Below are 21,625 nucleotides of genomic sequence, written 5' to 3'. Positions count from 1 at the left end.
ATCCGTGTCTGCCACCTGCGGGCATATCCTTACCGAATGGAAACTAACGACGGCGTCGCTGCCCCCGAGGGCGTTGCCCCGGACAGCGCAGCACCCGCCACCCCTGTGGTGCCCGAATTCGCCGAGGTTCCCGAGGAGGTGCACGGTCCGCTGCCGGTCGCGGAACTCCACCTCCACATCGAGGGCACCCTTGAGCCCGAGCTGATCTTCGCCCTTGCGGAACGCAACGGGATCCAGCTGCCCTACGCGGACCTGGCCGAGCTGCGCTCCCGCTATGAGTTCACCGACTTGCAGTCGTTCCTGGACCTGTACTACGCCAACATGGCCGTGCTGCAGACCGAGCAGGACTTCGCGGACATGACCCGGGCGTACCTGTCCCGGGCTGCGCTCGCTGGGGTGCGGCATGCCGAAATCATGTTGGACCCCCAGGCTCACCTGTCCCGCGGCGTCGCTCTCGAGACGTGTGTGAACGGCGTGGCCTCGGTGCTGGCCGGGTCGGAGCAGGAGTTCGGCATCTCCACCCTGCTGATCGCCGCGTTCCTGCGGGACCTGTCCGAGGACTCCGCCTTGGAGGTGCTGGAACAGCTGCTGGCCATGGACGCGCCGATCGCGGGCATCGGCCTCGACTCGGCCGAGGTGGGCAACCCGCCGGCCAAGTTCCAGCGGCTGTTCGCCCGGGCCAAGGACGCCGGGCTGCGCCGGATCGCGCACGCCGGCGAGGAGGGCCCGCCGTCGTACATCATCGACGCGCTGGATCTCCTGGAGGTGGAGCGGATCGATCACGGCATCCGCTGCATGGAGGATCCCGAGCTGGTGGAGCGCCTGGTGCAGGAGCTCATGCCGCTGACTGTGTGCCCGTTGTCCAACGTCCGGCTCCGGGCCGTGGACAGCCTGAAGGAACACCCGCTGCCGGCCATGCTCGCCGCCGGGCTGAACGTGAGCGTGAACTCGGACGACCCCGCGTATTTCGGCGGGTACGTGGACGATAACTTCGCGCAGCTCAAATCCGTGATCGGCCTGTCCGAGTTCGACTGTGTACGGATGGCGGCGAACTCGATCCGCTCGTCCTTCGCGAGCGACGAGCGCAAGGCAGAGCTGCTGGCCGACCTGGCGGCGTCCGGGCACTAGCCCCCACTCGAGTTGCCCTGGATTTCCCCGGTTGCCCTAGCACTTCTGGTTGCTATCACCCGCGGTTGGGCACCAAAACTGATAGGGCAATCGGGGTGGGCGCTACGGGATCCTGCGTTGCAGGTTCCGCCACGGTCGGCTTAGACGTCGATCGAGTCCATGTGCGGGTACCGCGCTCCGGCTGCCGCCCCGGCTGGAGCGAGTTCGTCCAGACGGTTGAGGTCCTCGGCGGAGAGTTCGACGTCGGCAGCGCCCAGGTTCTCCCGCAGGCGGTCGCGCTTCTTAGTGCCCGGGATGGGGACGATGTGCTCGCCCTGGGCCAGCAGCCACGCCAGTGCCAGTTGCGCCGGGGTGCAGCCCAACGCACCCGCCAACTCCTTGACCCGATCCACGAGTTGGAGGTTCCGGTCAAAGTTCTCGCCCTGGAATCGCGGGGAGTGCCGGCGGAAATCGTCTGCCGCAAAGTCGTCCGGGCTGCGGAACTGGCCGGTCAGGAAACCCCGGCCCAGCGGGCTGTAGGGGACAAACCCGATGCCCAGCTCGGCCAGCACCGGGAAGACCTTGGCCTCGGGCTCGCGTTCCCACAGCGAGTATTCGGTCTGCAAGGCGGTGATGGGGTGCACCGCATGGGCCCGGCGCACGGTGTCGGCGCTGGCCTCGGACAGGCCGAGGTGCCGGACCTTGCCGGCCTGTACCAGCTCAGCCATGGCCCCGACGGTGTCCTCGATCGGGACGGTCTTGTCCACCCGGTGCTGGTAGTAGAGGTCGATGTGGTCCACGCCCAGCCGCTGTAGGCTTGCGTCGCAAGCGGCGCGCACGTAGTCGGGGGAGCCGTTGATGCCTACCCAGGACCCGTCGGCCCGGCGTTCGTTGCCGAATTTGGTGGCCAGTACCACGTCGTCCCGCCGGCCAGCGATGGCCCGGCCGACAAGCTCTTCGTTCGTGAACGGGCCATACATGTCAGCAGTGTCGAGCAGGCTTCCGCCGGCGTCGAGAAAGGCCTGGATCGTGGCGACGGATTCGTTGTCCTCACCGTGGCCATAGAACTCGCTCATGCCCATGCAGCCCAAGCCCATGGCGGAGACGGTGAGCGAACCTAGCGTGCGGTTTTCCATAGGTATCTCCTCGATCAGAAGTGGGAGCGGCTTCCAGCACATGTGCGTGCCGCGGTGCGGCAAGCAGTTGGCCGATGGCCACTCTAGGCCTATCAGTCCGGGTGCACAACCGGCCCGCGGACCCGGCCAACTCCGGGGCAAGCTACGGCCCATCGCGCGGCCGCGGGCTCTCCCGGCGTGGCGGGACCTCCCTGGGTGGCAGCGCGTCGGCTGACGGCGCGGGGCCTGAGAAGAGGCCGATCAGGCCGTCGATTTCCCGGTTCGCGGTGGCGGGGTGACGGAAGTGACGGTGGGGTTCAATGGCGTAGCGGGTCCGCCGTCCTGCCCGGACGCGGTGAAGGTATCCTCCGTTTTCGAGATCCTTGAGGATCTGGAGGGTTGAGCGTGGGGTGATGCCAACCCTCGCAGCGATGTCGGTAATGCGGGCTTGAGGGTCGGCGGCCACTGAAAGCAGGACGTGCCCGTGGTTCGTGAGGAAGGTCCACGCGGGACGGCGGGGTACCGGTGGCGAGGCGGGCTCCGGATCCTTTTCCGGTACCGGGGAGTCTGGCATGGTTGTTCCTTACTGACGTTTCGACGACGCCGACGCCGACGCTTTCGTGGCGGAGCGCCGGCGCCACAGTGGCTCCAGAGCGGCGATTTCCTCGGGTGAGGCGGTTCCGAACGGGGAGTGCGCCGGCGCCGTGGGAGCCCTGCGGGCCTGTCCGCGGGTTGCCCAGAGGCTTGCGCCGATGGACACTCCAAGGATCGTGGCGATGACGGCCAGGGACAGCGGGGTGGGGATGTAGTAGATGTCGACCTTGAGGAGCATCTTGAGCCCCACCCAGATCAGGACGAGGGCGAGTCCGATCTTGAGGTAGATGAAGCGGTGGATCAGGTCAGCGAGCAGGAAGTACATGGCCCGCAGACCCAGGATGGCAAAAGCGTTGGCCGTGAAGACCAGGAACACTTCGTCGGTGACTGCGAAGATCGCGGGGATGGAGTCCACGGCAAAGATGATGTCAGTGACCTCGACGAGGACCAGGACGGCCAGCAGCGGGGTGGCCAAAACGGCGCCGTTCCTGCGGATCAGGAAACGCTGGCCGTGGAAGTCGTCCGTCATGGGCACGCGCCGGCGGAAGAGTTTCAGTATCCGGGACTTTTCCGGGTCCAGGTGGTCATTGCGGTGGCGGATCATCCGGTAGCCCGTCAGGAGAAGGAAAGCGGCAAAGAGGTACAGCACCCACCCGGCACTGGCGATGATCGCGGAACCCGCCGCGATGAAGATGCCACGGAAGATCAGGGCACCCACCACCCCGAAGAACAGCACCCGGTGCTGGTATTCGCGGGGGACTGCGAAGTACGTGAAGATGATCGCCCAGATGAACACGTTGTCCACTGCCAGGGATTTCTCGATCAGGTATCCGGCGAAGTATTGCTGGCCGAATTCTGCCCCGTAGATGTGCCACACCAGGGCGCCGAAGCCCAATCCGAAAGCGACCCACACGCCGGACCACAATGCCGCTTCGCGGACACCGATGACGTGCGCCTTTCGGTGGGCGAACAAGTCCACGGCCAGCATCAGGACAATGACAGCTAGAACGGCCAACCAGGCCCAGAAAGGAACACTCATGAGGGGACACCGCTTCCAGTCAGTTCAACCAACTGGAGGTCTTTCCCGGTCCCAGGGGGACCTGTCCCGCCGGGCCGCTCAGGGTCGGCCGTACTGACGACGGTACATTCAGGGGATACTCCCCTCCGTGGAAAATAGTGAAGCACACTTCACCTATCGAGACAAGGGCGGTCAGCCTGCACCGCGCGACGGCGCCCGGCTGGCCCGGTTCACCCTCGGCGGAGGATGCAGCGGGCCCCGCCGCCCGGCAGAGTTCCGTTATGACCGAGACCCCACAGCGGCGGAAGGGCTGGCTGCGTCAGGTGATGCCCGGACTCGACGTCGCCGCGACCTACCAGAAGAGCTGGTTCGGCAAGGACATCGTCGCCGGCATCGTCCTGTCGACGTTGCTGGTGCCCCAGGGCATGGCCTACGCGGAGCTGGCGGGCCTGCCCCCGATCACCGGGCTGTACACCACCGTCCTGTGCCTGCTCGCCTATGCGGTCTTCGGCCCGTCCCGCATCCTGGTGCTGGGGCCGGACTCGTCCCTCGGACCGATGATCGCGGCGACGGTCCTGCCGCTCGTCGCCTCCGACGGCGACCCGCAGAAGGCGGTGGTCCTCGCGTCGATGCTCGCGCTGATGGTCGGCGTCATCATGGTCCTCGCGTCCGTTGCGAAACTCGGCTTCATCGCGGACCTCATCTCCAAACCCACGATGATCGGCTACATGAACGGCCTCGCGATCACCATCCTGGTCGGCCAGCTCCCGAAGCTTTTCGGCTTCTCGGTGAGCGGCGAAGGGTTCATCGGGGACCTCGTCGGCTTCTTCCAGGGCCTGGCCGGGGGCGAGGCGGTGGCCGCCGCGGCCGCCGTCGGCATCTCCGGGATTGTGCTGATCCTGGCGCTGCAGCGGTGGCTGCCCAAGGTCCCGTCGGTGCTGGTCATGGTGGTGCTCGCGATCGCGGCGTCGTCGCTCTTCGGGCTCGCGGACCGCGGCGTCTCGCTCGTGGGGGAACTGCCGCAGGGCTTCCCCCCGTTCACCATCCCGTACCTGGAGTTCTCGGACTTCGCCCTGATGTTCGCCGGGGCGCTCGGCATTGCGCTGGTCTCTTTGACCGACACAATCTCGACGGCGTCGTCGTTCGCTGCGCGCTCCGGCCAGGAGATCCGGGGCAATCAGGAAATGATCGGCATCGGTGCCGCCAACCTTTTCGCGGGCCTGTTCCAGGGCTTCCCCGTGAGCACCAGCGGCTCCCGGACCGCAGTGGCGGAACGTTCCGGCTCGAAGACCCAGCTCACGGGCGTCACGGGTGCCGTGCTGATCCTGCTCATGCTGGTGCTGCTGCCGGGGCTCTTCCGGAACCTGCCCCAGCCGGCCCTGGCGGCCATTGTGATCACCGCATCAATATCCCTCGCCGACATCCCGGGCACGGTGCGGCTCTGGCGCCAGCGCAAGACAGAGTTCAATCTCTCCATCGCGGCCTTCCTCGGGGTGACGCTCCTGGGGGTCCTGCCCGGCATCGGCATTGCCGTGGGGCTGTCCATCCTCAACATCTTCCGCCGGGCCTGGTGGCCCTACGAGACGGTGATCGGGCGGGTGCCCGGCGTCGAAGGGTTCCATGACGTGCACTTCCACCCGGACGCGAAGCACCTGCCCGGCCTGGTGATCTACCGGTTCGACGCGCCGCTGTTCTTCGCCAACGTCCGGCCGTTCCGCGAGAACATCCGGCGGCTGGCACGGACCGAACCCAAACCGCGGTGGATCGTCATCGCGGCCGAACCCATCACGGACGTGGACACCACGGCCTCGGACGTGCTGCTCGAGTTGGACGTCGAGCTGAACGCCCAGGGCACGTCTCTGGTGTTCGCGGAGCTCAAGCACGGCGTCCGGGCGAAAATCGAACGCTACGAACTGACCAGCCAAATCGACCCGCGCCACTTCTACCGAACCGTCGACGCCGCCGTGGCCGCCTACATGGCCGAGACCGGCGCCGAATGGAGCGCCGGGGACTGACGGCCACACCAACGCCATTGCAACGCGCGTCCTATTTTGCGGTGCCGGCCCGCGCGAACATACGCCGCAGCAGGGTGGCCGTGAGCCACGTGACAACGCTGCACACCGCGACGCCCCATGCGATATCGGTCAGGGCCACGACGGCGGGGAAGTCCTTCAGGACGGCGAGCGCGGTCAGGGCCCAGGTGGCGTAGGTAAAGAAGCCGAACAGGGCGGCACCCGTCACGCGCTCCCGCATGGTGGCGTCCGGGTGGCTGGGCCGGATGCCGTAGTGCACGATCCCCACGACATACACGAGGTAAAAGGCCACGGCGCCCGCGAGGTTGACGCTGGGGGCCAGCAGGTCACCGATCTGGCTTTCGTACTGGTTGTTCGCCACGGTGCCGATCCAGACGACGTCAACGGCGGCAAAGATCACGGCAGCGACGGCGTAGGACAGCAGCCATCTCTTGACCTGGACGTTCATGCTTGGCTCCTCGGGTCGGCGTAAAGGGTATCGACGATATGGCGGGTGCGTTCGGTGAAGGCGCCGCGTTTGAGCTTCATCGTGGGGGTCACGATGCCGTTGGCCTCGCTGAGATCAGTGAGCAGCAGCACAAAACGGCGCACCTGCTCGGACCGCGCGATCTTGGCGTTGGCGGCGCTGACGGCCTTGCCGATCGCTGTGAGAAGCCGCGCGTCGTCGATCTGGACGGCTCCGCCGTCGTCCGGGATGCGCAGGCCGGCCAGATCGGCGATGCCCTCGCGCTCTGCCCAGGCCGCGACGGATTCGGGGTCCAGCAGCACCAGCCCGCCCAGGAAGGGTTTGCCTTCTCCCACCATGACGGCATGCGCTACGAGGGGGTCGCCCTCGACGTAGCCTTCCCAGATGGCGGGGGACACGGTCTTGCCGCCGGCGGTGACAATGACGTCCTTGATCCGGCCCTTGAGGGTGAGCCGTCCCTGCTCATCGAGCTCGCCGAGGTCGCCGGTGCGGAAGAACCCGTCCACGAACGCGTCAGCGTTGTCGGCCGGTCTGCGGTAACCGGCAAAGACCCCAACGCCGCGGGCGAACACCTCGCCCCGCTCCGAGAGGCGCAGGGTTGTTCCCGGCATCGGGACGCCCACCGACCCGGCCCGGATCGACCCGGGCATATTCCCGGTCAGCGGGGCGGTCGTTTCGGTGAGGCCGTAGCCCTCGATGACCGGCAGGCCCAGACCGCGGAAGAAGAGGGAGAGCTCGGCGTCGAGCGCGGCCGCGCCGGACAGCAGGTAGTCGAGACGGCCGCCCATCAGCGTCCGGAGCCGGGCGTAGAAGAGGCGGTCGAACAGGGCGTGCCTCACCCGCAGGCCCGGCGCCGCTTTGGCCGCCGGGTCGGCGTCGCGGGTTTCGGCGAACCGGCCCCACGCAACGGCGGTGCTCTGCGCGGACGCCCAGACCGGGCCGAGGCGCTTCTTCGCCGCGGCGGCTGCGGCGGACGCCTGGATCTTCTGCAGCACGCGGGGGACCACCACGAGGAAGGTGGGCTTGAGCGCCCCGAGGGCGGGCACCACGTCCCGGGGGTCGGACAGGTGGGCGATGCGCATGCCGCTGGCCAGGCAGATCAGCTGCAGTCCGCGGGCCAGCACATGGGCCATCGGCAGGAAGATGATGGTGTTGCCGTCCTCGCGGACCACGCCGGTGTAGGCGGCGGCCACGTTGAGCACCTGGCCCACGAAGTTGCCGTGGGTGATGAGGGCGCCTTTGGGCGCGGCGGTGGTGCCGGAGGTGTAGACGATGGTTGCCACCGCGTCGAGGTCGGCGAGCAGGCGCCGCTCCTCGACGTCGCTGTCGGAGACCCCCGCGCCGCGGAGCACGAGGTCGGCCAGGTCAGCTCCCGGACCGGCATCCATGGTCCAGACCCCCAGGGCGCGGATCCCGGCCTGCTCGAAGCCGTGCTCCAGCAAGTGGGCATGCTCAGCGGTGCCGGCAATCGCCAGACGCACCTCAGCGTCGGCGAGGATGGCAGTCACCTGGGGTGCGGCCGACGTCTCGTAGATCGGCACGACGACGGCGCCGGCGAACCACGCGGCCATGTCCGCCAGCGCCCACTCGTACCGGGTGGGGGACATGATGGCGAGTGCTTCGCCGGGCTGGAGGCCGGCGGCGATGAAGCCCTTGGCCAGGGCCCTGACCTCGTCGACGAACTGCCCGGTGGTCACCTGCCGCCAGGGATCCTTGATCGCGGCATTCCCGGACCGGACCTCGAAGGCGATGTGTTCCGGAGAGGTCCGGTACCGGCGCATGAGCAGCCCGGTCGCGTTTCTGTAGCCGGACGCGTCAGCCAGTTGCGGGGTGGAAAATTCTTTCATCGGGGGTTCTTCTCCGAAAGTGTGTGCAGGTGGTCCCGCATGAGGTGCTGGGCGACGTCGAGGAAGTCCGCGACGACGGTCTGGTGTGCCACGGGCAGGGACTGGAGGTGCTCATTGGTTGCGGTCATCAGGGGCCGCATCAGGTTCATAATTTCATGGCTGGCTTCCTGGGTGACGCTCACCTGGACCTGGCGGCGGTCCTCGGTGTTCCGGTGGCGCGCCATGTAGCCGCGGGCCTCCATCCGGCTCACGATCGCGGTGGCGGTGGCCGGCGTGGCTCCCAGATCCTCGGCGAGCTTGCCGACCGTGACCGGTCCCGACTGTGCGAGGGTCGCCAGGGCGCGGTAATCGGTGAGGTTAAGCCCGAGTTTCCGGGCGACTTCATGCTCGGTCTCGTTGGCGAGTGAGAACAGTCCCTGCAGGGCCAGCGCGGCCGGGTGGTACGACGACGCGGTCATGGTTTCCTCCTCCGGTTCCGAGTTCCGATAAGGTTCAATCTTGTTAGATTATCTATTATTCAATCCTATTTGATCATCTACTAGGATTACTAAAAACTGCTGATGCCTTGGATCGTGACCGCCTCAGCAGGCTCCGTGTGTGAAAGGACTTCCTGATGAAGGAATCAGACCGTAAGGCGCTCATCGCCCTCCCCGTGGTGGTGCTGCTCGGAGCGCTCGTCGCCGTCGCCGGCAGCCAGGGCGGGGCCACCCTGGCCGGGATCCCCGTCTTTGCGATGGCTGTTGGTGCCGCGTTCCTGATTCAGTGGCTGGCCTTTGTCCCGTCGTTCATGGCCCAGACCGAGAAGTTCTATGACCTGACCGGCACCCTGACCTACACCGCCATCACACTGCTGCTGGTTTTGCTCACCCCGGGAATCGACGCCCGGGCGCTGCTGCTGGCAGCCATGGTGCTTGCCTGGACGCTGCGGCTTGGTACGTTCCTGTTCCGGCGCATCAGCAAGGCCGGGAAGGACGACCGCTTTGACGAGATCAAGCCCTCCTTCATCCGGTTCCTTAACGTGTGGACCATCCAGGGACTGTGGGTGGTCTTCACCGCAGCCGCAGCGTGGGTGGCGATTACTTCGGCTACAAGGGTGGCACTGGACTGGATCGCGCTGGTCGGCTTCCTGATGTGGGCCGTCGGCTTCGGTATCGAAGTTGTGGCCGACCAGCAGAAGGCCTCTTTCAACTCCGACCCCGCCAACAAGGGAAAATTCATCTCGACCGGGCTATGGTCCAAATCCCGCCACCCGAACTACTTCGGCGAGATCCTGCTCTGGATCGGCGTGGCAATCGTCGCCCTCCCTGCGCTGGAGGGGTGGCAGCGGGTGGCCCTGATCTCACCGGTGTTTGTCACCTTGCTGTTGACCAAGGTCAGCGGCGTGCCGCTCCTCGAGAAAAAGTCCGACAGCAAGTGGGGCGGCCAAGAGGACTATGAGGCCTACAAGAAGAACACGCCCGTTCTGGTCCCTAAGATCTAGCAGCAGTTCCTGGCCCCCGGGGCCGGGTATTCCGCGACGGTCAAGAAACTACTCACCAGTACCCGTGCCTGCGGCCCCTCACGCCCGCCGGAATGGGGTGTAATAGTGGGTCACGACACACAGAGTTAACAGTTTCTACTCGCGGAAACGCCTCCAACCTTGGCAAAATGCAGGTGGATCAATTGCTTCTAGAGGAGACCCATGGGCGCGAACACTGCCGAAAACACCACCCTTCGACTGAAGGCCGTACTGGACGTTCTGGCCGAGGGGGTGTGGACGGACCAGAAGCTGAACGCCGGAGCGGTGCTGGGCGAGGCCATTGCACGCGTTCCGCTCAATGAGTTTGAACGCGAGCTGCTGAGCGGCGGAATCCCGCGCGGCCACAAGACGCTGACCACCGCCACGGCGAAGCTGGTCAAGGCGGGCTGGCTGGTCAAGGGCCGTTCCGGCTGGACCATCACCGAGGACGGCCAGCGCGCCACCGTGGCGTTCGCTGACCCTGCCGCCTTCGCCGCAGCGCTCGACGCCGGAACTCCCGTTCCCGCCGACACACCGCTGCCGTCGGCGCCCGCCGTAAAGCCGGCCGCGAAGACCGCCAAGGTCGCCCCGAAGGCCGCCAAGGTTGCCGAAAAGGTCGCCGACAAGGCTGCCAAGCTGGTCGAAGAGGCGGTTGCTCCGGTCGCCAAGGTGGTCCGCAAACGCAAGTCAGCCGACAAGGCCCCCGCCGCTGAGGCACCAGCCGCCGCAACTCCTGACGCCACTGACGCGCCGGCCGTCAGCGTCGAGACCATCGAGCAGCCGGAAGCAGTTGCCGTGGCAGGCGACTTCAACATCCTGCTGGGCGCACCGGCCAACTGGGCCCCGCAGTACGACGAATCCCAGATGGAACTGGACCTCGTGGACCAGCTCTGGAAGCTCGCGGCGGATCTCCCGGCCGGCACCTACAGCTTCAAGATCGCGCTCAACCGCTCCTGGGACGAGAACTTCGGTGCCTTCGGTGCGTTCGACGGCGCCAACCACGAGGTGCACCACTCCGGCGGCCAGCTGGTCATCCACTACGACCACCGGACCCGCGACATCGTCCTGGCGTAGCCGCCGACCCCAACCCTCCCGAGCTCGCTCCGGCGACGCCCGTTCGCCCTGTCGACGCGCACAAGACCCTTCGACACCCAAATTCGGGTGTCGAGGGGTCTTGTGCGTAGCGCGGGCGGCTTAGGGAGTCGTGGAGCGTCTGCGCCTGCGCATAGCGCGTGGCTCCTTGAGGCCGGGCGACTTCGTCAGCGGCCAGAGCCTGCACGCCAGCGGGGGACCGGCCTAGCATTGGTTTATGGAAACCGTCGAGGTTGATGGGCTGCGGATTGCCTATGAGCGGGTTGGCCAAGGACCCCCGCTGGTCCTGTTCCACGGGGCCGGGGAGGACAGCCGGATCTGGCGTCTCCAACTGGAGGGGCTCTCGAACGACTTCACGGTGATCGCCTGGGACGCTCCGGGGTGCGGCCGGTCAGGCGATCCCGTATCCGAGATGTCCGCCGGAGACCTCGGCGCCATCGCCGCAGGGTTCCTGCGCGAGGCAGTGCCGGCGAAGCCGCACCTTCAAGGCCTGTCGTGGGGATCCATGGTGGCACTGGAGCTGTACCGCGGGTATCCCGGGATTCCGGCGTCCCTGGTGCTAGCCTCCGCATACGCCGGCTGGGCAGGTTCCCTGCCTCCCGAGGAGGTGGAACGGCGGTACGCCCAGGTGCTGGCCGAGATCGATCAGCCTCCGGAGAAGTTCGTCGCTGAGTGGCTGCCGACGCTGTTCACAGACAAAGCCGATCCCGCCGTGGTTGATGAAGTCGCCAGGATCATGGCAGACGTCCGCCCTGCCGGACTGCGGCTCCTGCTCTCCGCCAGCGGCCGGTCCGACTACCGCCCGGTGCTGCCCACCATCACTATTCCCACGCTCCTGCTGTACGGCGCGGACGACCAGCGATCCCCGCTGGGCGTCGCCCGCGAGCTGCACCGCCAGATTCCGGGGTCACGACTATCCGTGATTCCCGACGTCGGGCACGTGGCTCAGATGGAAGCGCCCGACGCCTTCAACACCGAAGTACGCAACTTCCTACACGGCATTGCGGCCTGAACCCGCCAGCCGGCCGAACCGGCCAGCCAACTGAGCCGGGACAGCCGTCTGAAGCACGCCCGCCGGTCGGAACGGCCACGGCCCCTGCTGACCGCCGCTAAAACCGCGTCGGGTCCGGTCCCGGTGGGACCGGGCCGGGGTCGGGGATCGGCAGCGGTCCGGGCGTGGGGAACGGGCCGGGCGTTGGCGCGGGGCCAGGCTCCGGAATCGGCGGCGGGGGAGTGACCGGACCCGGTTCCGGCGGGAACGGATCCCCGGGCTGCGGCTCGGGCGTGGTGGGCCCGGGTTCCGGAGGAAACGGCTCAGGTTCGTGCGGCGGCGGAATGGTCATGCCAGGCTCCCTCACTCGTGTGGATCGCAGGATTTTTCAGGTTGTTCGACCGGCGGGCTACTCGGCGGGCCGGATTGCTCCGGCGCGGAAGACCTTCAGCTCCCACGGACGGAGATGCAGGCGGGGCACCGCACCGTCGGCAGGATAGTTGCCCAGGAGCAGCTCCGCGCTGCCCCACGCGACCGGAACGTCGGCGTCGTCGAGCGTCACCTCCTGGTCCTGGCCGGAGAAGTTGCCCAGCACCAGCAGCTGGGTGCCCGGGACGGAGCGGAGGAAGGCGTAAACGTGCTCGTCCCGCGGCAGGAGCATAGTGAAGTCCCCGTGCGAGACCACTGGTTCGGTGTGCCGCAGCGCGATCACCTTCCGGTAGAAGCTGTACACGGAGTCCGGGTCGTCCACCTGCGCGGCGGCGTTGATGTGGTTGGCGTTCGGGTTGACCGCGATCCAGGGCGAGCCGGTGGTGAAGCCGGCGTGCCGCGAGGCGTCCCATTGGACCGGGGTGCGTGCGTTGTCGCGGTTCAGCGGCGCCAGCGCGGCGAGAACATCGGCGTCGGTGTGGCCCAAGTGGGTGGTGGCTTCGCGGTGGTGGTTGAGGACCTCGATGTCGCGGTAATCGCTGATCGCCCCGAAGGTCATGTTGGTCATGCCGAGTTCCTCGCCCTGGTAGACATAGGGCGTGCCGCGGTGCAGGTGCAGGATCCCGGCGAGCATTTTCGCGGAGAGTTCACGGCACCGGCCGTCGTCGCCAAAGCGGGACACGGCCCGGGCTTGATCGTGGTTGCCCCAGTAGAGGCTGTTCCAGCCGCGCTCCGCCAGCCCTGTCTGCCAGTGCCCCAGGGACTTTTTGAGATCGGTGAGTTTGAGTTTCTTGGGCCGCCACTTGTTGCCGTCCTCCTGGTCCAGGGCCACGTGCTCGAACTGGAAGACCATGTCCACCTCCGCCCGCGCGGGGTCGGTGAACAGGACGGCTTCGTCCACAGTGACGCCGGGCATTTCGCCGACGGTGAGCAGCGGTCCGGTGCGCCCGGCGAAGACCTCCCGGTGCATCTCCTGCAGGAACTCGTGGATCCGCGGGCCGCCGATGTAGAACGGGGTGCCGTCGCCGTAGAGCTTGCCGGCAGCGATGGGCCCGTCCGGCAGGGCAGTGTCCTTGGAGATGAAATTGATGACGTCCATCCGGAAGCCGTCCACGCCCCGGTCCAGCCACCAGTTCATCATCTCGTAGACCGCCGCCCGGACCAGGGGGTTTTCCCAGTTCAGGTCCGGCTGCTTCCTGGAAAAGATGTGGAGGTAGTACTCCCCGGTGGCCTGGTCGAACTCCCACGCCGGGCCGGAGAACGCCGAACCCCAGTTGTTCGGCGCCGCACCCGGGCCCCCGGCGGCGTCGCCGGCATCCTCGCGCGGCGGCCGCCACCAGTACCAGTCCCGCTTGGGGTTGTCCTTCGAGGACCGTGATTCGATGAACCAGGGATGCTCGTCCGATGTGTGGTTGATCACCAGGTCCATGACCAGCTTCATGCCCCGGGCGTGCAGCCCGTCCGTCAGTTCCCGCAGTTCCTCGAGGGTGCCGAAAATCGGGTCCACATTGCGGTAGTCGCTGATGTCGTAGCCGTTGTCGTCCTGCGGGGAGGTGTAGATCGGGGACAGCCACACGACGTCGACGCCCAGCCGGTGCAGGTAGTCGAGCTTGCTGATGATGCCGCGCAGGTCCCCGATGCCGTCCCCGTTGGAATCGGCAAAGCTGCGCGGATAGATCTGATAGACGACGGCGCTCTGGAACCAATCGCGGGCAGGAGCCTCAACGGATTCTTCAGTGGGCTGTTCTACCGTCATCGGGTCTCCTCAGCTGGTCCAGCAGGCTCGGCGGTCAGCACCGGCGCTGACTCACCAACGTCTGATTATTGACCAGTTCCCGCGGGCAGGGAAGACCCCTCCGGCGCCATGTGGACGACGCCGGTCAGCGCCGGGCAGCGCCGGATAGCACCGGACGACGGCGGCCTGCCGCCCCCAGCGCGTCAGTTCTGGGCGGCGATGCTCTTGTCCCGGTCCTCGAACACTTCCTCGCCCGGGCCGGTGAACGCCTTGGAGCGCTGGATCGCCTCGATGGAGCCCGTGAACAGCTGGGAGTCGTGCGGATCGGCCGGGTGCCGGCCGGGCTCGTCCGCGGCGGAGAGCTTGCCGGGCCGCTTCGCCGCGGAAGTGCCGGAAGTGCGGGCCGGACCAGCGGCGTCGGAGGCCCCGGGCGTCCCGGCCCCCGGCGCCGCGGCACCGAGCGATTCGAGCCGGACGTGGGGGAGCGCCGTCGGGTGTTCCTGCTGCAGGAACAGCACCAGTTCCTCGCGGATGAGGCAGCGCAGGTCAAAGAGCTGGGCACTGTCGGCGGCGCTGACCAGGATCCGTACCCGGACAAAGCCGGCGGTCGCGTCGGTGATCTGCAGGATGCCCACGCGCTCGTCCCAGAGTTCGGTGGTCGCCAGGACCCGCTTGAGCTCGACGCGCATGTCTTCGACCGGGGCACGCCAGTCGAGGTCGAACTCCACGGTGCCCATGACCTCGGACTGCCGCCGGGTCCAGTTCTCGAAGGGGGTGGTGGTGAAGTACGTGGAGGGCAGGATCATCCGCCGGTCGTCCCAGATGTGGACCACCACGTAGGTCAGGGTGATCTCCTCGATCCGGCCCCATTCCTTCTGCACCACCACCACGTCGTCCACGCGGATCGCGTCCGTGAAGGCGAGCTGGATGCCGGCGAAAACGTTCACCAGGGAGGTCTGCGCGGCCAGGCCCGCCACGATCGAGATGACGCCGGCGGAGGCCAGCAGCCCGGCGCCGAGGGCCTGGATCGCGGGGAACGTCAGCATCGCGATGCCGAGCGCCACGATGGCGATGAGGGCGACGCCGATTCGCCGGGCCAGGATCACCTGCGTGCGGAGCCTGCGGGCCCGGCGGTTGTCCGCCACGTCCACCCGGTAGCGGGTAAGCACCATGGTTTCGATGATGAGCAGCACGGCGATGGCCAGCCAGGCGAGCGAGCCGATGAGTGCGATCTGCAGCGCGTGGTCCACGTTGCGGCGCCATTCGGCGTCCTCGGTGGTCAGCCCGAGGGCGATCCGGATGCCGATCAGGCAGAGCGCCAGCCGGAGCGGCAGCCGGGCTATCCGGGATGTCTCGCGGAGGGCTTCCTGCTTGCGGTTGAGCCGGAGCACCACCCGGCGCACCAGCCAGGAGGCGAGGAGGCCGCCGGCCACGGCGAGCGCGACCGCGAGTATGGGAACCAGGAAGGGCATGGCGGGATCGAGGACGTCTTGCATTACTTAAGCTCTAGCAAGCTTCCGCGGCCAACTGAAATCGGGAGGCGGTCAACGTGGGAACCATCACGGCCGGAAGTATCGTGGCCGCGGAGCCTGCACAGGGGGACACCAAGGGTCCAAAGGCCCTAGTTTCCTCGCCGAAAGCCCCCAGAATGGTCCAATCACTGAATATTCCCAGGGGGAGGGTGTCATGCGCCCAGCCGCATCGTTGGCCACAGTCATTTCCGCTGTTTGCGCGGCGGCCGTCCTCGCGGGATGCGGGACACCGTCGGCGGCCCCGTCCACCAGCCCGCCGGCCACCAGCGCCACGGCGAGCGCCCCGCCATCGGCGGCCACCTCACCTCCCGTCACGGTCCCGGCGGGATGGAAGACCTTCACGACGTCGGACGGTACGCTCGCATTCGACTACCCGGAGGCGTGGACCATCGTGGACCCGGCCGGGCCGCCTGCCGAAGGTGGTGTGTTTGTGGCCTTGGTGAGTGACTACGGCAAGACGATGGCCACCCTGCGGACCGGCATGGTCTCGGGCGCCGAGTGCCCGGAGAAGTTCCCGTTCATGGTGTACGACACCGAGCCCGTCCCGGCGCTGGCACAGGACGGAACGACCCCCAGGTTCGTGTACGAGGGGCGGACTGACCCGACATCGAAGGATCCGTCGAAGTCCCTTACTCTGGCCTACGGGATCACCTCCGAGCCGGAACCCGCCGGGGACACGGCCTGCCCCATCTCCCACTACTTCACCTGGCCGCCCAACCGCGCCATGTTCAGCGGCATCTATGACCCGTTCGACACCACCCCGGGGGCTCCCAAGAATGTGGACACCCCCGAGGTATATATGGACACCACCGAGTACAAAGACGTCAAGCAGGCCGTCACTTCACTGCGGCCGGCCGGAAAGTAGGGACGTGCGGAAGCCGGCCGGATCGCCCGGCGCCACCCTGGGCGCCACTGTTGGCGCTGCCATCGGGGTGGTCCTGTTGCTGGCGTCCTGCGGCCTGGTGCCGGAGCCGGCTCCTCCCACGAGCCAGGCCCAGAGCAGCGCCGCAACACCGTCACCCACGACGCCGGCCGGGTCGCCGTCCGAGGAGGGGACGCCGTCGTCGGGCTGGAAGACGTTTACGACGACGGACGCGGGACTGTCGTTCGACTACCCCGCGGGCTGGACGGTCAAAGACCCCGGCGGGGCGCTCGGCGGCGAGTTCGTGGACGTGCTCAACGCTGAGGGGAAGACGATGGCCGGCCTGCGGACCAACATTGTCACCGGCGCGGAATGTGTCGGGAAGACCCCGTACGAGGTCTACGATTCGGAGCCGATGGTGGCCCTCGCCGAGGGCGGGGGCGCCGACGGCGGGGTGCCCCGCTACGTCTTCGAGTCCCGGGGCGACGACCCGGATCCTGTATCCACACAATCCACCATCGCGGCGTACGGCATCACCTTGGTCCCCGAGGAGCCCGGCGAGCTGGCGTGCCCCATGTTCCACCTGTTTCTGTGGCCGCCGAGCGGCGCGTTCTTCGGCGGGACGTACAACCCGGAGAACAACACAACGCCCGGCGACCCCAAGCGGCCGTATCTGGAGAAGGCCAAGCTGTACGCGTCGACGCCGGAGTACCAGGACATCCGGAAGATGATCACGTCCCTGCGGCCGGCCGATGCGCCGACCGGCAGCGCCACGCCGTCGGGGGACTCCCGGTAGAAGCCGCCGTAGAGGGCCGCCGTCTGGGGACTCGTCAGTCGTGGACGGGTTCGCCGGTGATCTTGTGGTCGGCGTGATTGATGGTTTCCTGGATGAGCCGGATGAGGTGGCCGTCATGCAGGGAGTAGATGACGCGCCGGCCGTCCTTGCGGGTGTCCACGATGCCGCTGAGCCTGAGCTTGGCCAGATGCTGGCTGACCACCGTGCGGGGCGCCTGGGCCGCCGTCGTCAGTTCGGTGACCGACTTTGGGCCCTGGGCGAGCTGCCAGAGCAGGTGCAGGCGGGTTGGTTCGGCCAGCATCCGCAGAGTTCCGGCGGCGGTCTCCAGCAGTTCCGCTCCGGGCGCTACCGCGTGGACGAGCGAGGGTTCCTCAGGAGCGCGCGGCGGTACGTTCGGCTGGCTGCTCAACGGTGTCCTCCTCGCGGGTTCCTGCTCCCCGGGTGCGTTGTCCGGGCCAGGACAGGAAAGCTCCTGCACTGCCCAGTATCGCAAGGATTGTCAGTAACAGTGCTGCCCAGCCCAGCCCTGCGGCGGCGCCCACCCACCCGGCCAGCGGGTAGGCGACGATGTAGCAGGCGTGGGAGAGGGAGAACTGGGCCGTGAATACGTACGGCCGGGTGGCCTCGGTTGACGCGTCGCGCAGCAGCCGGGCGGACGGCGTCAGGATGGTCGAGTTCCCCGCCCCCAGCACGAACCACAGCCCCAGGAGCAGCCACCACCCGGTGCCGGGCGGGGCCAGGAACATGGCCGCGGTGGCACCGCCGAGGGCCACGGGAATCACGACGGCGCCGGTCAGCATCACTGCCCGGTCCCCGAACCGCTCCAGGACCCGGGGCGCGAACACTGCCACGAGCATGGAGCCGATACCGAAGCAGGCCAGGGCGAGTGCCAGGTCCGTGTCCGGGCGGCCGAGCACATCACGGACATAGACCACGGTGTTGACCAGCACCAGGGCCGTTGGTGCCGCGACCACCAGGTTCAGCGCCAGCAGGGACCGCAGCCGCCGGTTGCTCCAGAAAATGCGGGCACCGAGGGTGGTCCGGTGCCATACGGACATCGCGGGCCCGTCCAGTGCCTCGACGCGGGGCAGCGCCGTTATCTCCACCATGAAGGCGGAGAACAGGAACCCGGCCACCGTGCCCAGGAACACGTTGTTGTAACTCAGGACGGTCAGCAGCAGAGCGGCCGCGGCCGGGCTGACCAGCGCTTCCATGTCATACGCCAGCCGGGACAGGGACAGCGCACGGGTGTAGTCCCGCTCGTCCTTCAGCACCGTCGGGATGAGTGACTGGAACGCCGGTGTGAACGTTGCCGAGGCCGACTGCAGCAGGAAAATGACCACGTAAATCTGCCAGGCCTCCGTGATGAACGGCAGGCACAGAGCCATCGCCGCGCGCACCAGATCCGCGCCGATCAGCACCGGCTTCTTCGGCAACCTTGCCACTAGGGCATTGACCACGGGGGCGAAGCCCACGTAGGCCAGCATCTTGATCAGCAGCGCCGTGCCCAGCACAGCCCCGGCGTCGCTTCCCGCCAGGTCGAACGCGAGCAGGCCCAGCGCCACGGTCAACAGGCCGGTGCCGATCAGTGCCACAACCTGCGCGGCGAACAACCGCCGGTAGGTACCGTTTTTGAGAACTGAGAGCATGTTCCGATCATAGATGCATATGTGCACTACTCTGCACGTATGCGACTGCCCGGAAGGTTGCTGCTTCGCCGTTTAGACGGCGGGGCCTCGCCGCTTAGACGGCGGGGATATGCCGGTGCCGGCGGTGCGCCGGTTTCGGCAGGCCTGCCCGGGTGGTGCCTGTGCCGCCCCAGGCGTTGGACCGGGCTTCCTTGATCAGGCCGGTGCCGGCGCACTCGCGGACTGCCGTGATGCCCTCCGCGGCGGCCCGCTTGTCCTCGAAGGCCTTGGAGATCGCCAAGACCGTTCCGTCGGCGCCGAGGAGCCGGAAACGGACGTTCGCCTCAGCGTCCGTGAAGATTTCGAATTGTCCTGCCATCGTCTTTGTCCTCTCGGGCAATGCAGCGCGGCGGGAGGTTAAGACACGTCCATGTGCCATGCCATTTTCTCGACACGTCCCCGCAGCACTTGACCATCATTCCTACTCTGCTCTGCGGAAGGTAAGGGGCGAAGGTCCCTATGTGGAAGGTGCGACAGTCCTCTGGCGGTGGTCTCCGTGCGGGGCGTTAGATTGGGGCATGGCTGAGTTTCCGAAGGGCGATTCCGGTGAGTGGGTCCGGCTGACGGCGCGGGTGGACGGTGTGGTGCAGGCAGTCGGCTTCCGCTACTGGACCGTGCGCAAGGCCGAGGAGCTGGGGCTGACCGGCACGGTCAGGAACAATGCCGACGGCACAGTGGGCATCGCGGCGGAGGGGCCCCAGTCAGTGGTGCTGGAATTCCGGCGCTGGCTGCGCTCGCCGGACGCGCCGGGACGGGTGGACAACGTGGATGAGTCGATCTCCCGGGCCACGGGAGCCTTCAGCAATTTCCGGGTGGTGTATTAGGGGTTGAGGCAGGGCGCGCCGCCGGCCGTTGATTTCAGGGTGGGCCGTGCCGGAGCGGCTACCAAGGTATGCCATCCGGCCCGGTCAGAACGGGGCAAAGGACCCTCGGCAGGGAGCCTGTTTCTGAGTAGGGTGTCCCCATGCAGAAGATATCGCTGGATGCCCTCGCGCGGCAGCAGATTGCGGCTGCGGTGGCGGCACCCAGCGGACGTGCTGCTGACACTGCGTTTGGCGGGCATGAGAAGACGCTCCGGCAAACGGTGATGGCGTTCCGGGCGGGGACGCAGCTGAGCGAGCACCAGAATCCGGGCGAAGCCACCGTGTTCGTCCTCCGCGGCTGCGTCCGGCTGCGTGCGGGCAAGGAATCCTGGCAGGGCAAGGCCGGGGACCTGCTGATCGTGCCGGACGGGCTGCACAGCCTGGAAGCGGAAGAGGACTCGGCGATCCTGATGACCGTCGCGAAAATCAAAACCTGACGGCACAGCCGCAGCCGGGACCGGGCGACGCGATCAGCCAGCGAGGCGCTCGGCCGGGGCCGGAAAACCGCAAGGAGCAGGATATGACTGTCATTCCTTTCGAAGACGTCCCGCAGACCCGGCGGTGGTGGGCGAGGGCCGCGTATGTCGCGCTGTTCTGCGCGGCGGTGGTTCCGCTGGTGGCGGCAGGCGTAGCGGGCACTGTTGCCCTGCTTCTGACCGGTGCCGGCGGCGTTGTGGTGACGGTGGCCGGCATCTATTGGTTCCTCATCAGCCGCGGTTTTCTGCGCTGGTGTGCCTTGGCGCTGGCGGTGCTGGCCCCGCTGGTGGTCGTGTTCCTGTACGTCCAGGCGGGCCTGCTGTTGGAGGTCTTGATCTCCGTCGGGCTGGTGTTCGTGGCGGTGGTGTGTGCCCGCGCTGCCCTTCGGGAGCGCCGGGAGGGGTCGAAAATGACCGAGTACCCCGCCCCCGCATGGCAGCATCCCTTTGTGGTGATGAACCCGCGGTCCGGCGGGGGCAAGGTGGTGAAGTTTGATCTGCAGCGCAAGGCAGAGGAGCTGGGTGCCGAGGTGGCGCTCCTCGAGGGACCGGGGCAGGTGGACGTCGCGGTGCTGGCCCGGGACGCGGTGGAACGGGGCGCCGATCTGCTCGGCGTCGCCGGTGGTGACGGAACCCAGGCCCTGGTGGCCGGCATCGCGGCCGAGCACAACCTCCCCTTCCTGGTGATCAGCGCTGGCACCCGCAACCATTTCGCGCTGGACCTCGGCTTGGACCGCGAAGACCCCACGGGCTGCCTGGATGCCCTCCGCGACGGCGTGGAGTTGCACGTCGACCTCGGCAAGATCAACGGGCGCACCTTCGTCAACAATTCCTCCTTCGGGGTCTACGCCGAGGTAGTGCAAAGCCCGGAGTACCGCGACGACAAGACCGGTACCGTGCTGCAGATGCTTCCGGACCTCATCAAGGGCGCCAAGGGCGCACGGCTGCACGCCAAAATCGACGGCACCACCGTGGACGGGCCCCAGGCGGTGCTGGTGAGCAACGGCCCCTACGGCAGCCACGACCTCGCGGGCCTGGGCCGCCGCACCCGGCTCGACCGCGGCGTGCTCGGTGCCGTGGCGCTCTCCGCCTCCAGCACCCGTGAAGCCGTCGGGCTGCTGCGCCGGGCGACCAAGCGCGGCCTGATCCAGCGCACCGCGGTGGAGGTGATGGTCGACGCCGATGTGCCCGAGATCCCGGTCGGCGTGGACGGGGAGGCGCTGATGCTTGCCACCCCGGTGCGGTGCACCATCGAACCCGCCGCACTGCGGGTCATCGTTCCGCGGAAGCGTCCGGGCGTCCCGCCAGCCCAGCCCGCGTTGGACCTGATCCGGCTCCGGGAACTGGCGTGGGGGCGCCGGACGGCGGCGCACGCCGCGGCTTAGTTGTACGCACCGTCGGGGCAACACGCAGTGACGAATTCTGAGCTTGCAGGCACGCAGTGCCCTCCTCCCGCAGACTTGCGGGAACCTAGTGATTCTCT

The 21,625-nt window shown here is 67.4% G+C and carries 21 protein-coding genes; 10 read left to right on the top strand and 11 right to left on the bottom strand.

The genetic code is table 11. The features are described from left to right. The first annotated feature begins 36 nt into the window (after positions 1 to 36). Complete coding sequence (locus tag AC6EUH_RS14480) at positions 37 to 1,128, top strand: adenosine deaminase (RefSeq protein ID WP_499739090.1); 1,092 nt, start codon at positions 37 to 39, stop codon at positions 1,126 to 1,128. Positions 1,129 to 1,268: 140 nt separating this feature from the next. On the opposite strand, the gene AC6EUH_RS14475 is transcribed toward AC6EUH_RS14480, so the two are convergent. The 3 genes from AC6EUH_RS14475 to AC6EUH_RS14465 form a co-directional block, all read right to left on the bottom strand. Then, entirely contained in the window at positions 1,269 to 2,243 is a 975-nt protein-coding gene (locus AC6EUH_RS14475) for an aldo/keto reductase (protein WP_499739089.1), read from the bottom strand. A gap of 142 nt (positions 2,244 to 2,385) precedes the next feature. Then, complete coding sequence (locus AC6EUH_RS14470; RefSeq protein WP_499739088.1) at positions 2,386 to 2,796, bottom strand: helix-turn-helix transcriptional regulator; 411 nt, start codon at positions 2,794 to 2,796, stop codon at positions 2,386 to 2,388. 9 nt (positions 2,797 to 2,805) lie between these two features. After that, entirely contained in the window at positions 2,806 to 3,855 is a 1,050-nt protein-coding gene (locus AC6EUH_RS14465) for a TerC family protein (protein ID WP_499739087.1), read from the bottom strand. A 260-nt stretch (positions 3,856 to 4,115) separates the two neighbouring features. Here AC6EUH_RS14465 and AC6EUH_RS14460 point away from each other — a divergent pair, with 260 nt between their 5' ends. Then, the gene (locus AC6EUH_RS14460; protein ID WP_499739086.1) at positions 4,116 to 5,849 is read left to right on the top strand and encodes a SulP family inorganic anion transporter; all 1,734 of its coding nucleotides are present in this window, start codon (positions 4,116 to 4,118) and stop codon (positions 5,847 to 5,849) included. Between the two features lie 31 nt (positions 5,850 to 5,880). Here AC6EUH_RS14460 and AC6EUH_RS14455 read toward each other — a convergent pair whose 3' ends face one another. Genes AC6EUH_RS14455 through AC6EUH_RS14445 form a run of 3 tightly spaced genes read right to left on the bottom strand, consistent with a single transcriptional unit; the run spans position 5,881 to position 8,638 of the window. After that, positions 5,881 to 6,315, bottom strand: coding sequence for a DUF2177 family protein (locus tag AC6EUH_RS14455; protein ID WP_499739085.1), 435 nt, complete (start codon positions 6,313 to 6,315; stop codon positions 5,881 to 5,883). Continuing rightward, on the bottom strand, positions 6,312 to 8,180 hold the full coding sequence (locus tag AC6EUH_RS14450; RefSeq protein WP_499739084.1) for an AMP-dependent synthetase/ligase: 1,869 nt from the start codon (positions 8,178 to 8,180) through the stop codon (positions 6,312 to 6,314). Before AC6EUH_RS14450 ends, AC6EUH_RS14455 begins: the two co-directional genes overlap by 4 nt. Further along, complete coding sequence (locus AC6EUH_RS14445; RefSeq protein WP_499739083.1) at positions 8,177 to 8,638, bottom strand: MarR family winged helix-turn-helix transcriptional regulator; 462 nt, start codon at positions 8,636 to 8,638, stop codon at positions 8,177 to 8,179. Before AC6EUH_RS14445 ends, AC6EUH_RS14450 begins: the two co-directional genes overlap by 4 nt. Before the next feature lie 155 nt (positions 8,639 to 8,793). On the opposite strand from AC6EUH_RS14445, the gene AC6EUH_RS14440 reads away from it, so the two are divergent. The 3 genes from AC6EUH_RS14440 to AC6EUH_RS14430 all read left to right on the top strand — a co-directional run bounded on the left by AC6EUH_RS14440 (position 8,794) and on the right by AC6EUH_RS14430 (position 11,782). Continuing rightward, a complete protein-coding gene (locus AC6EUH_RS14440) occupies positions 8,794 to 9,660 on the top strand; it encodes a DUF1295 domain-containing protein (protein ID WP_499739082.1) in 867 nt (288 codons plus the stop codon). Positions 9,661 to 9,861: 201 nt separating this feature from the next. Continuing rightward, positions 9,862 to 10,752, top strand: a complete 891-nt coding sequence (locus AC6EUH_RS14435; protein ID WP_499739081.1) for a pullulanase X25 domain-containing protein — start codon at positions 9,862 to 9,864, stop codon at positions 10,750 to 10,752. 235 nt (positions 10,753 to 10,987) lie between these two features. Next, positions 10,988 to 11,782, top strand: a complete 795-nt coding sequence (locus tag AC6EUH_RS14430; RefSeq protein ID WP_499739080.1) for an alpha/beta fold hydrolase — start codon at positions 10,988 to 10,990, stop codon at positions 11,780 to 11,782. Positions 11,783 to 12,170: 388 nt separating this feature from the next. On the opposite strand, the gene AC6EUH_RS14425 is transcribed toward AC6EUH_RS14430, so the two are convergent. Together AC6EUH_RS14425 and AC6EUH_RS14420 are read right to left on the bottom strand one after the other, a co-directional pair. Next, the gene (locus tag AC6EUH_RS14425) at positions 12,171 to 13,946 is read right to left on the bottom strand and encodes a glycoside hydrolase family 13 protein (protein ID WP_499739079.1); all 1,776 of its coding nucleotides are present in this window, start codon (positions 13,944 to 13,946) and stop codon (positions 12,171 to 12,173) included. Between the two features lie 182 nt (positions 13,947 to 14,128). Then, complete coding sequence (locus AC6EUH_RS14420; protein WP_499739078.1) at positions 14,129 to 15,421, bottom strand: mechanosensitive ion channel family protein; 1,293 nt, start codon at positions 15,419 to 15,421, stop codon at positions 14,129 to 14,131. 190 nt (positions 15,422 to 15,611) lie between these two features. Here AC6EUH_RS14420 and AC6EUH_RS14415 point away from each other — a divergent pair, with 190 nt between their 5' ends. Beyond that, a complete protein-coding gene (locus AC6EUH_RS14415; RefSeq protein WP_499739077.1) occupies positions 15,612 to 16,322 on the top strand; it encodes a hypothetical protein in 711 nt (236 codons plus the stop codon). A 4-nt stretch (positions 16,323 to 16,326) separates the two neighbouring features. Then, entirely contained in the window at positions 16,327 to 17,115 is a 789-nt protein-coding gene (locus tag AC6EUH_RS14410) for a hypothetical protein (protein WP_499739076.1), read from the top strand. A 34-nt stretch (positions 17,116 to 17,149) separates the two neighbouring features. Here AC6EUH_RS14410 and AC6EUH_RS14405 read toward each other — a convergent pair whose 3' ends face one another. The 3 genes from AC6EUH_RS14405 to AC6EUH_RS14395 all read right to left on the bottom strand — a co-directional run bounded on the left by AC6EUH_RS14405 (position 17,150) and on the right by AC6EUH_RS14395 (position 19,122). After that, positions 17,150 to 17,524 carry an ArsR/SmtB family transcription factor gene (locus tag AC6EUH_RS14405; protein WP_056433477.1) on the bottom strand — a complete coding sequence of 125 codons (375 nt, stop codon included), beginning with the start codon at positions 17,522 to 17,524 and terminating at the stop codon, positions 17,150 to 17,152. Next, the gene (locus AC6EUH_RS14400) at positions 17,487 to 18,764 is read right to left on the bottom strand and encodes an MFS transporter (RefSeq protein ID WP_499739075.1); all 1,278 of its coding nucleotides are present in this window, start codon (positions 18,762 to 18,764) and stop codon (positions 17,487 to 17,489) included. The genes AC6EUH_RS14405 and AC6EUH_RS14400 overlap by 38 nt, the downstream gene beginning before the upstream one ends. Before the next feature lie 94 nt (positions 18,765 to 18,858). Beyond that, on the bottom strand, positions 18,859 to 19,122 hold the full coding sequence (locus AC6EUH_RS14395) for a YegP family protein (protein ID WP_056433471.1): 264 nt from the start codon (positions 19,120 to 19,122) through the stop codon (positions 18,859 to 18,861). 199 nt (positions 19,123 to 19,321) lie between these two features. On the opposite strand from AC6EUH_RS14395, the gene AC6EUH_RS14390 reads away from it, so the two are divergent. From AC6EUH_RS14390 to AC6EUH_RS14380, 3 genes are all read left to right on the top strand, one after another. Continuing rightward, positions 19,322 to 19,627, top strand: a complete 306-nt coding sequence (locus tag AC6EUH_RS14390) for an acylphosphatase (protein WP_056433468.1) — start codon at positions 19,322 to 19,324, stop codon at positions 19,625 to 19,627. Between the two features lie 140 nt (positions 19,628 to 19,767). Beyond that, entirely contained in the window at positions 19,768 to 20,103 is a 336-nt protein-coding gene (locus AC6EUH_RS14385) for a cupin domain-containing protein (protein ID WP_056433466.1), read from the top strand. Positions 20,104 to 20,186: 83 nt separating this feature from the next. Continuing rightward, positions 20,187 to 21,527 carry a diacylglycerol/lipid kinase family protein gene (locus tag AC6EUH_RS14380; RefSeq protein WP_499739074.1) on the top strand — a complete coding sequence of 447 codons (1,341 nt, stop codon included), beginning with the start codon at positions 20,187 to 20,189 and terminating at the stop codon, positions 21,525 to 21,527. The last annotated feature ends 98 nt before the right edge of the window (positions 21,528 to 21,625 follow it).

The sequence above is a fragment of the Arthrobacter sp. 001422645 genome, from assembly GCF_059816125.1.
The sequence above is the reverse complement of the archived record's forward strand: the minus strand, read 5'-3'. Positions and strand labels throughout refer to the sequence as shown.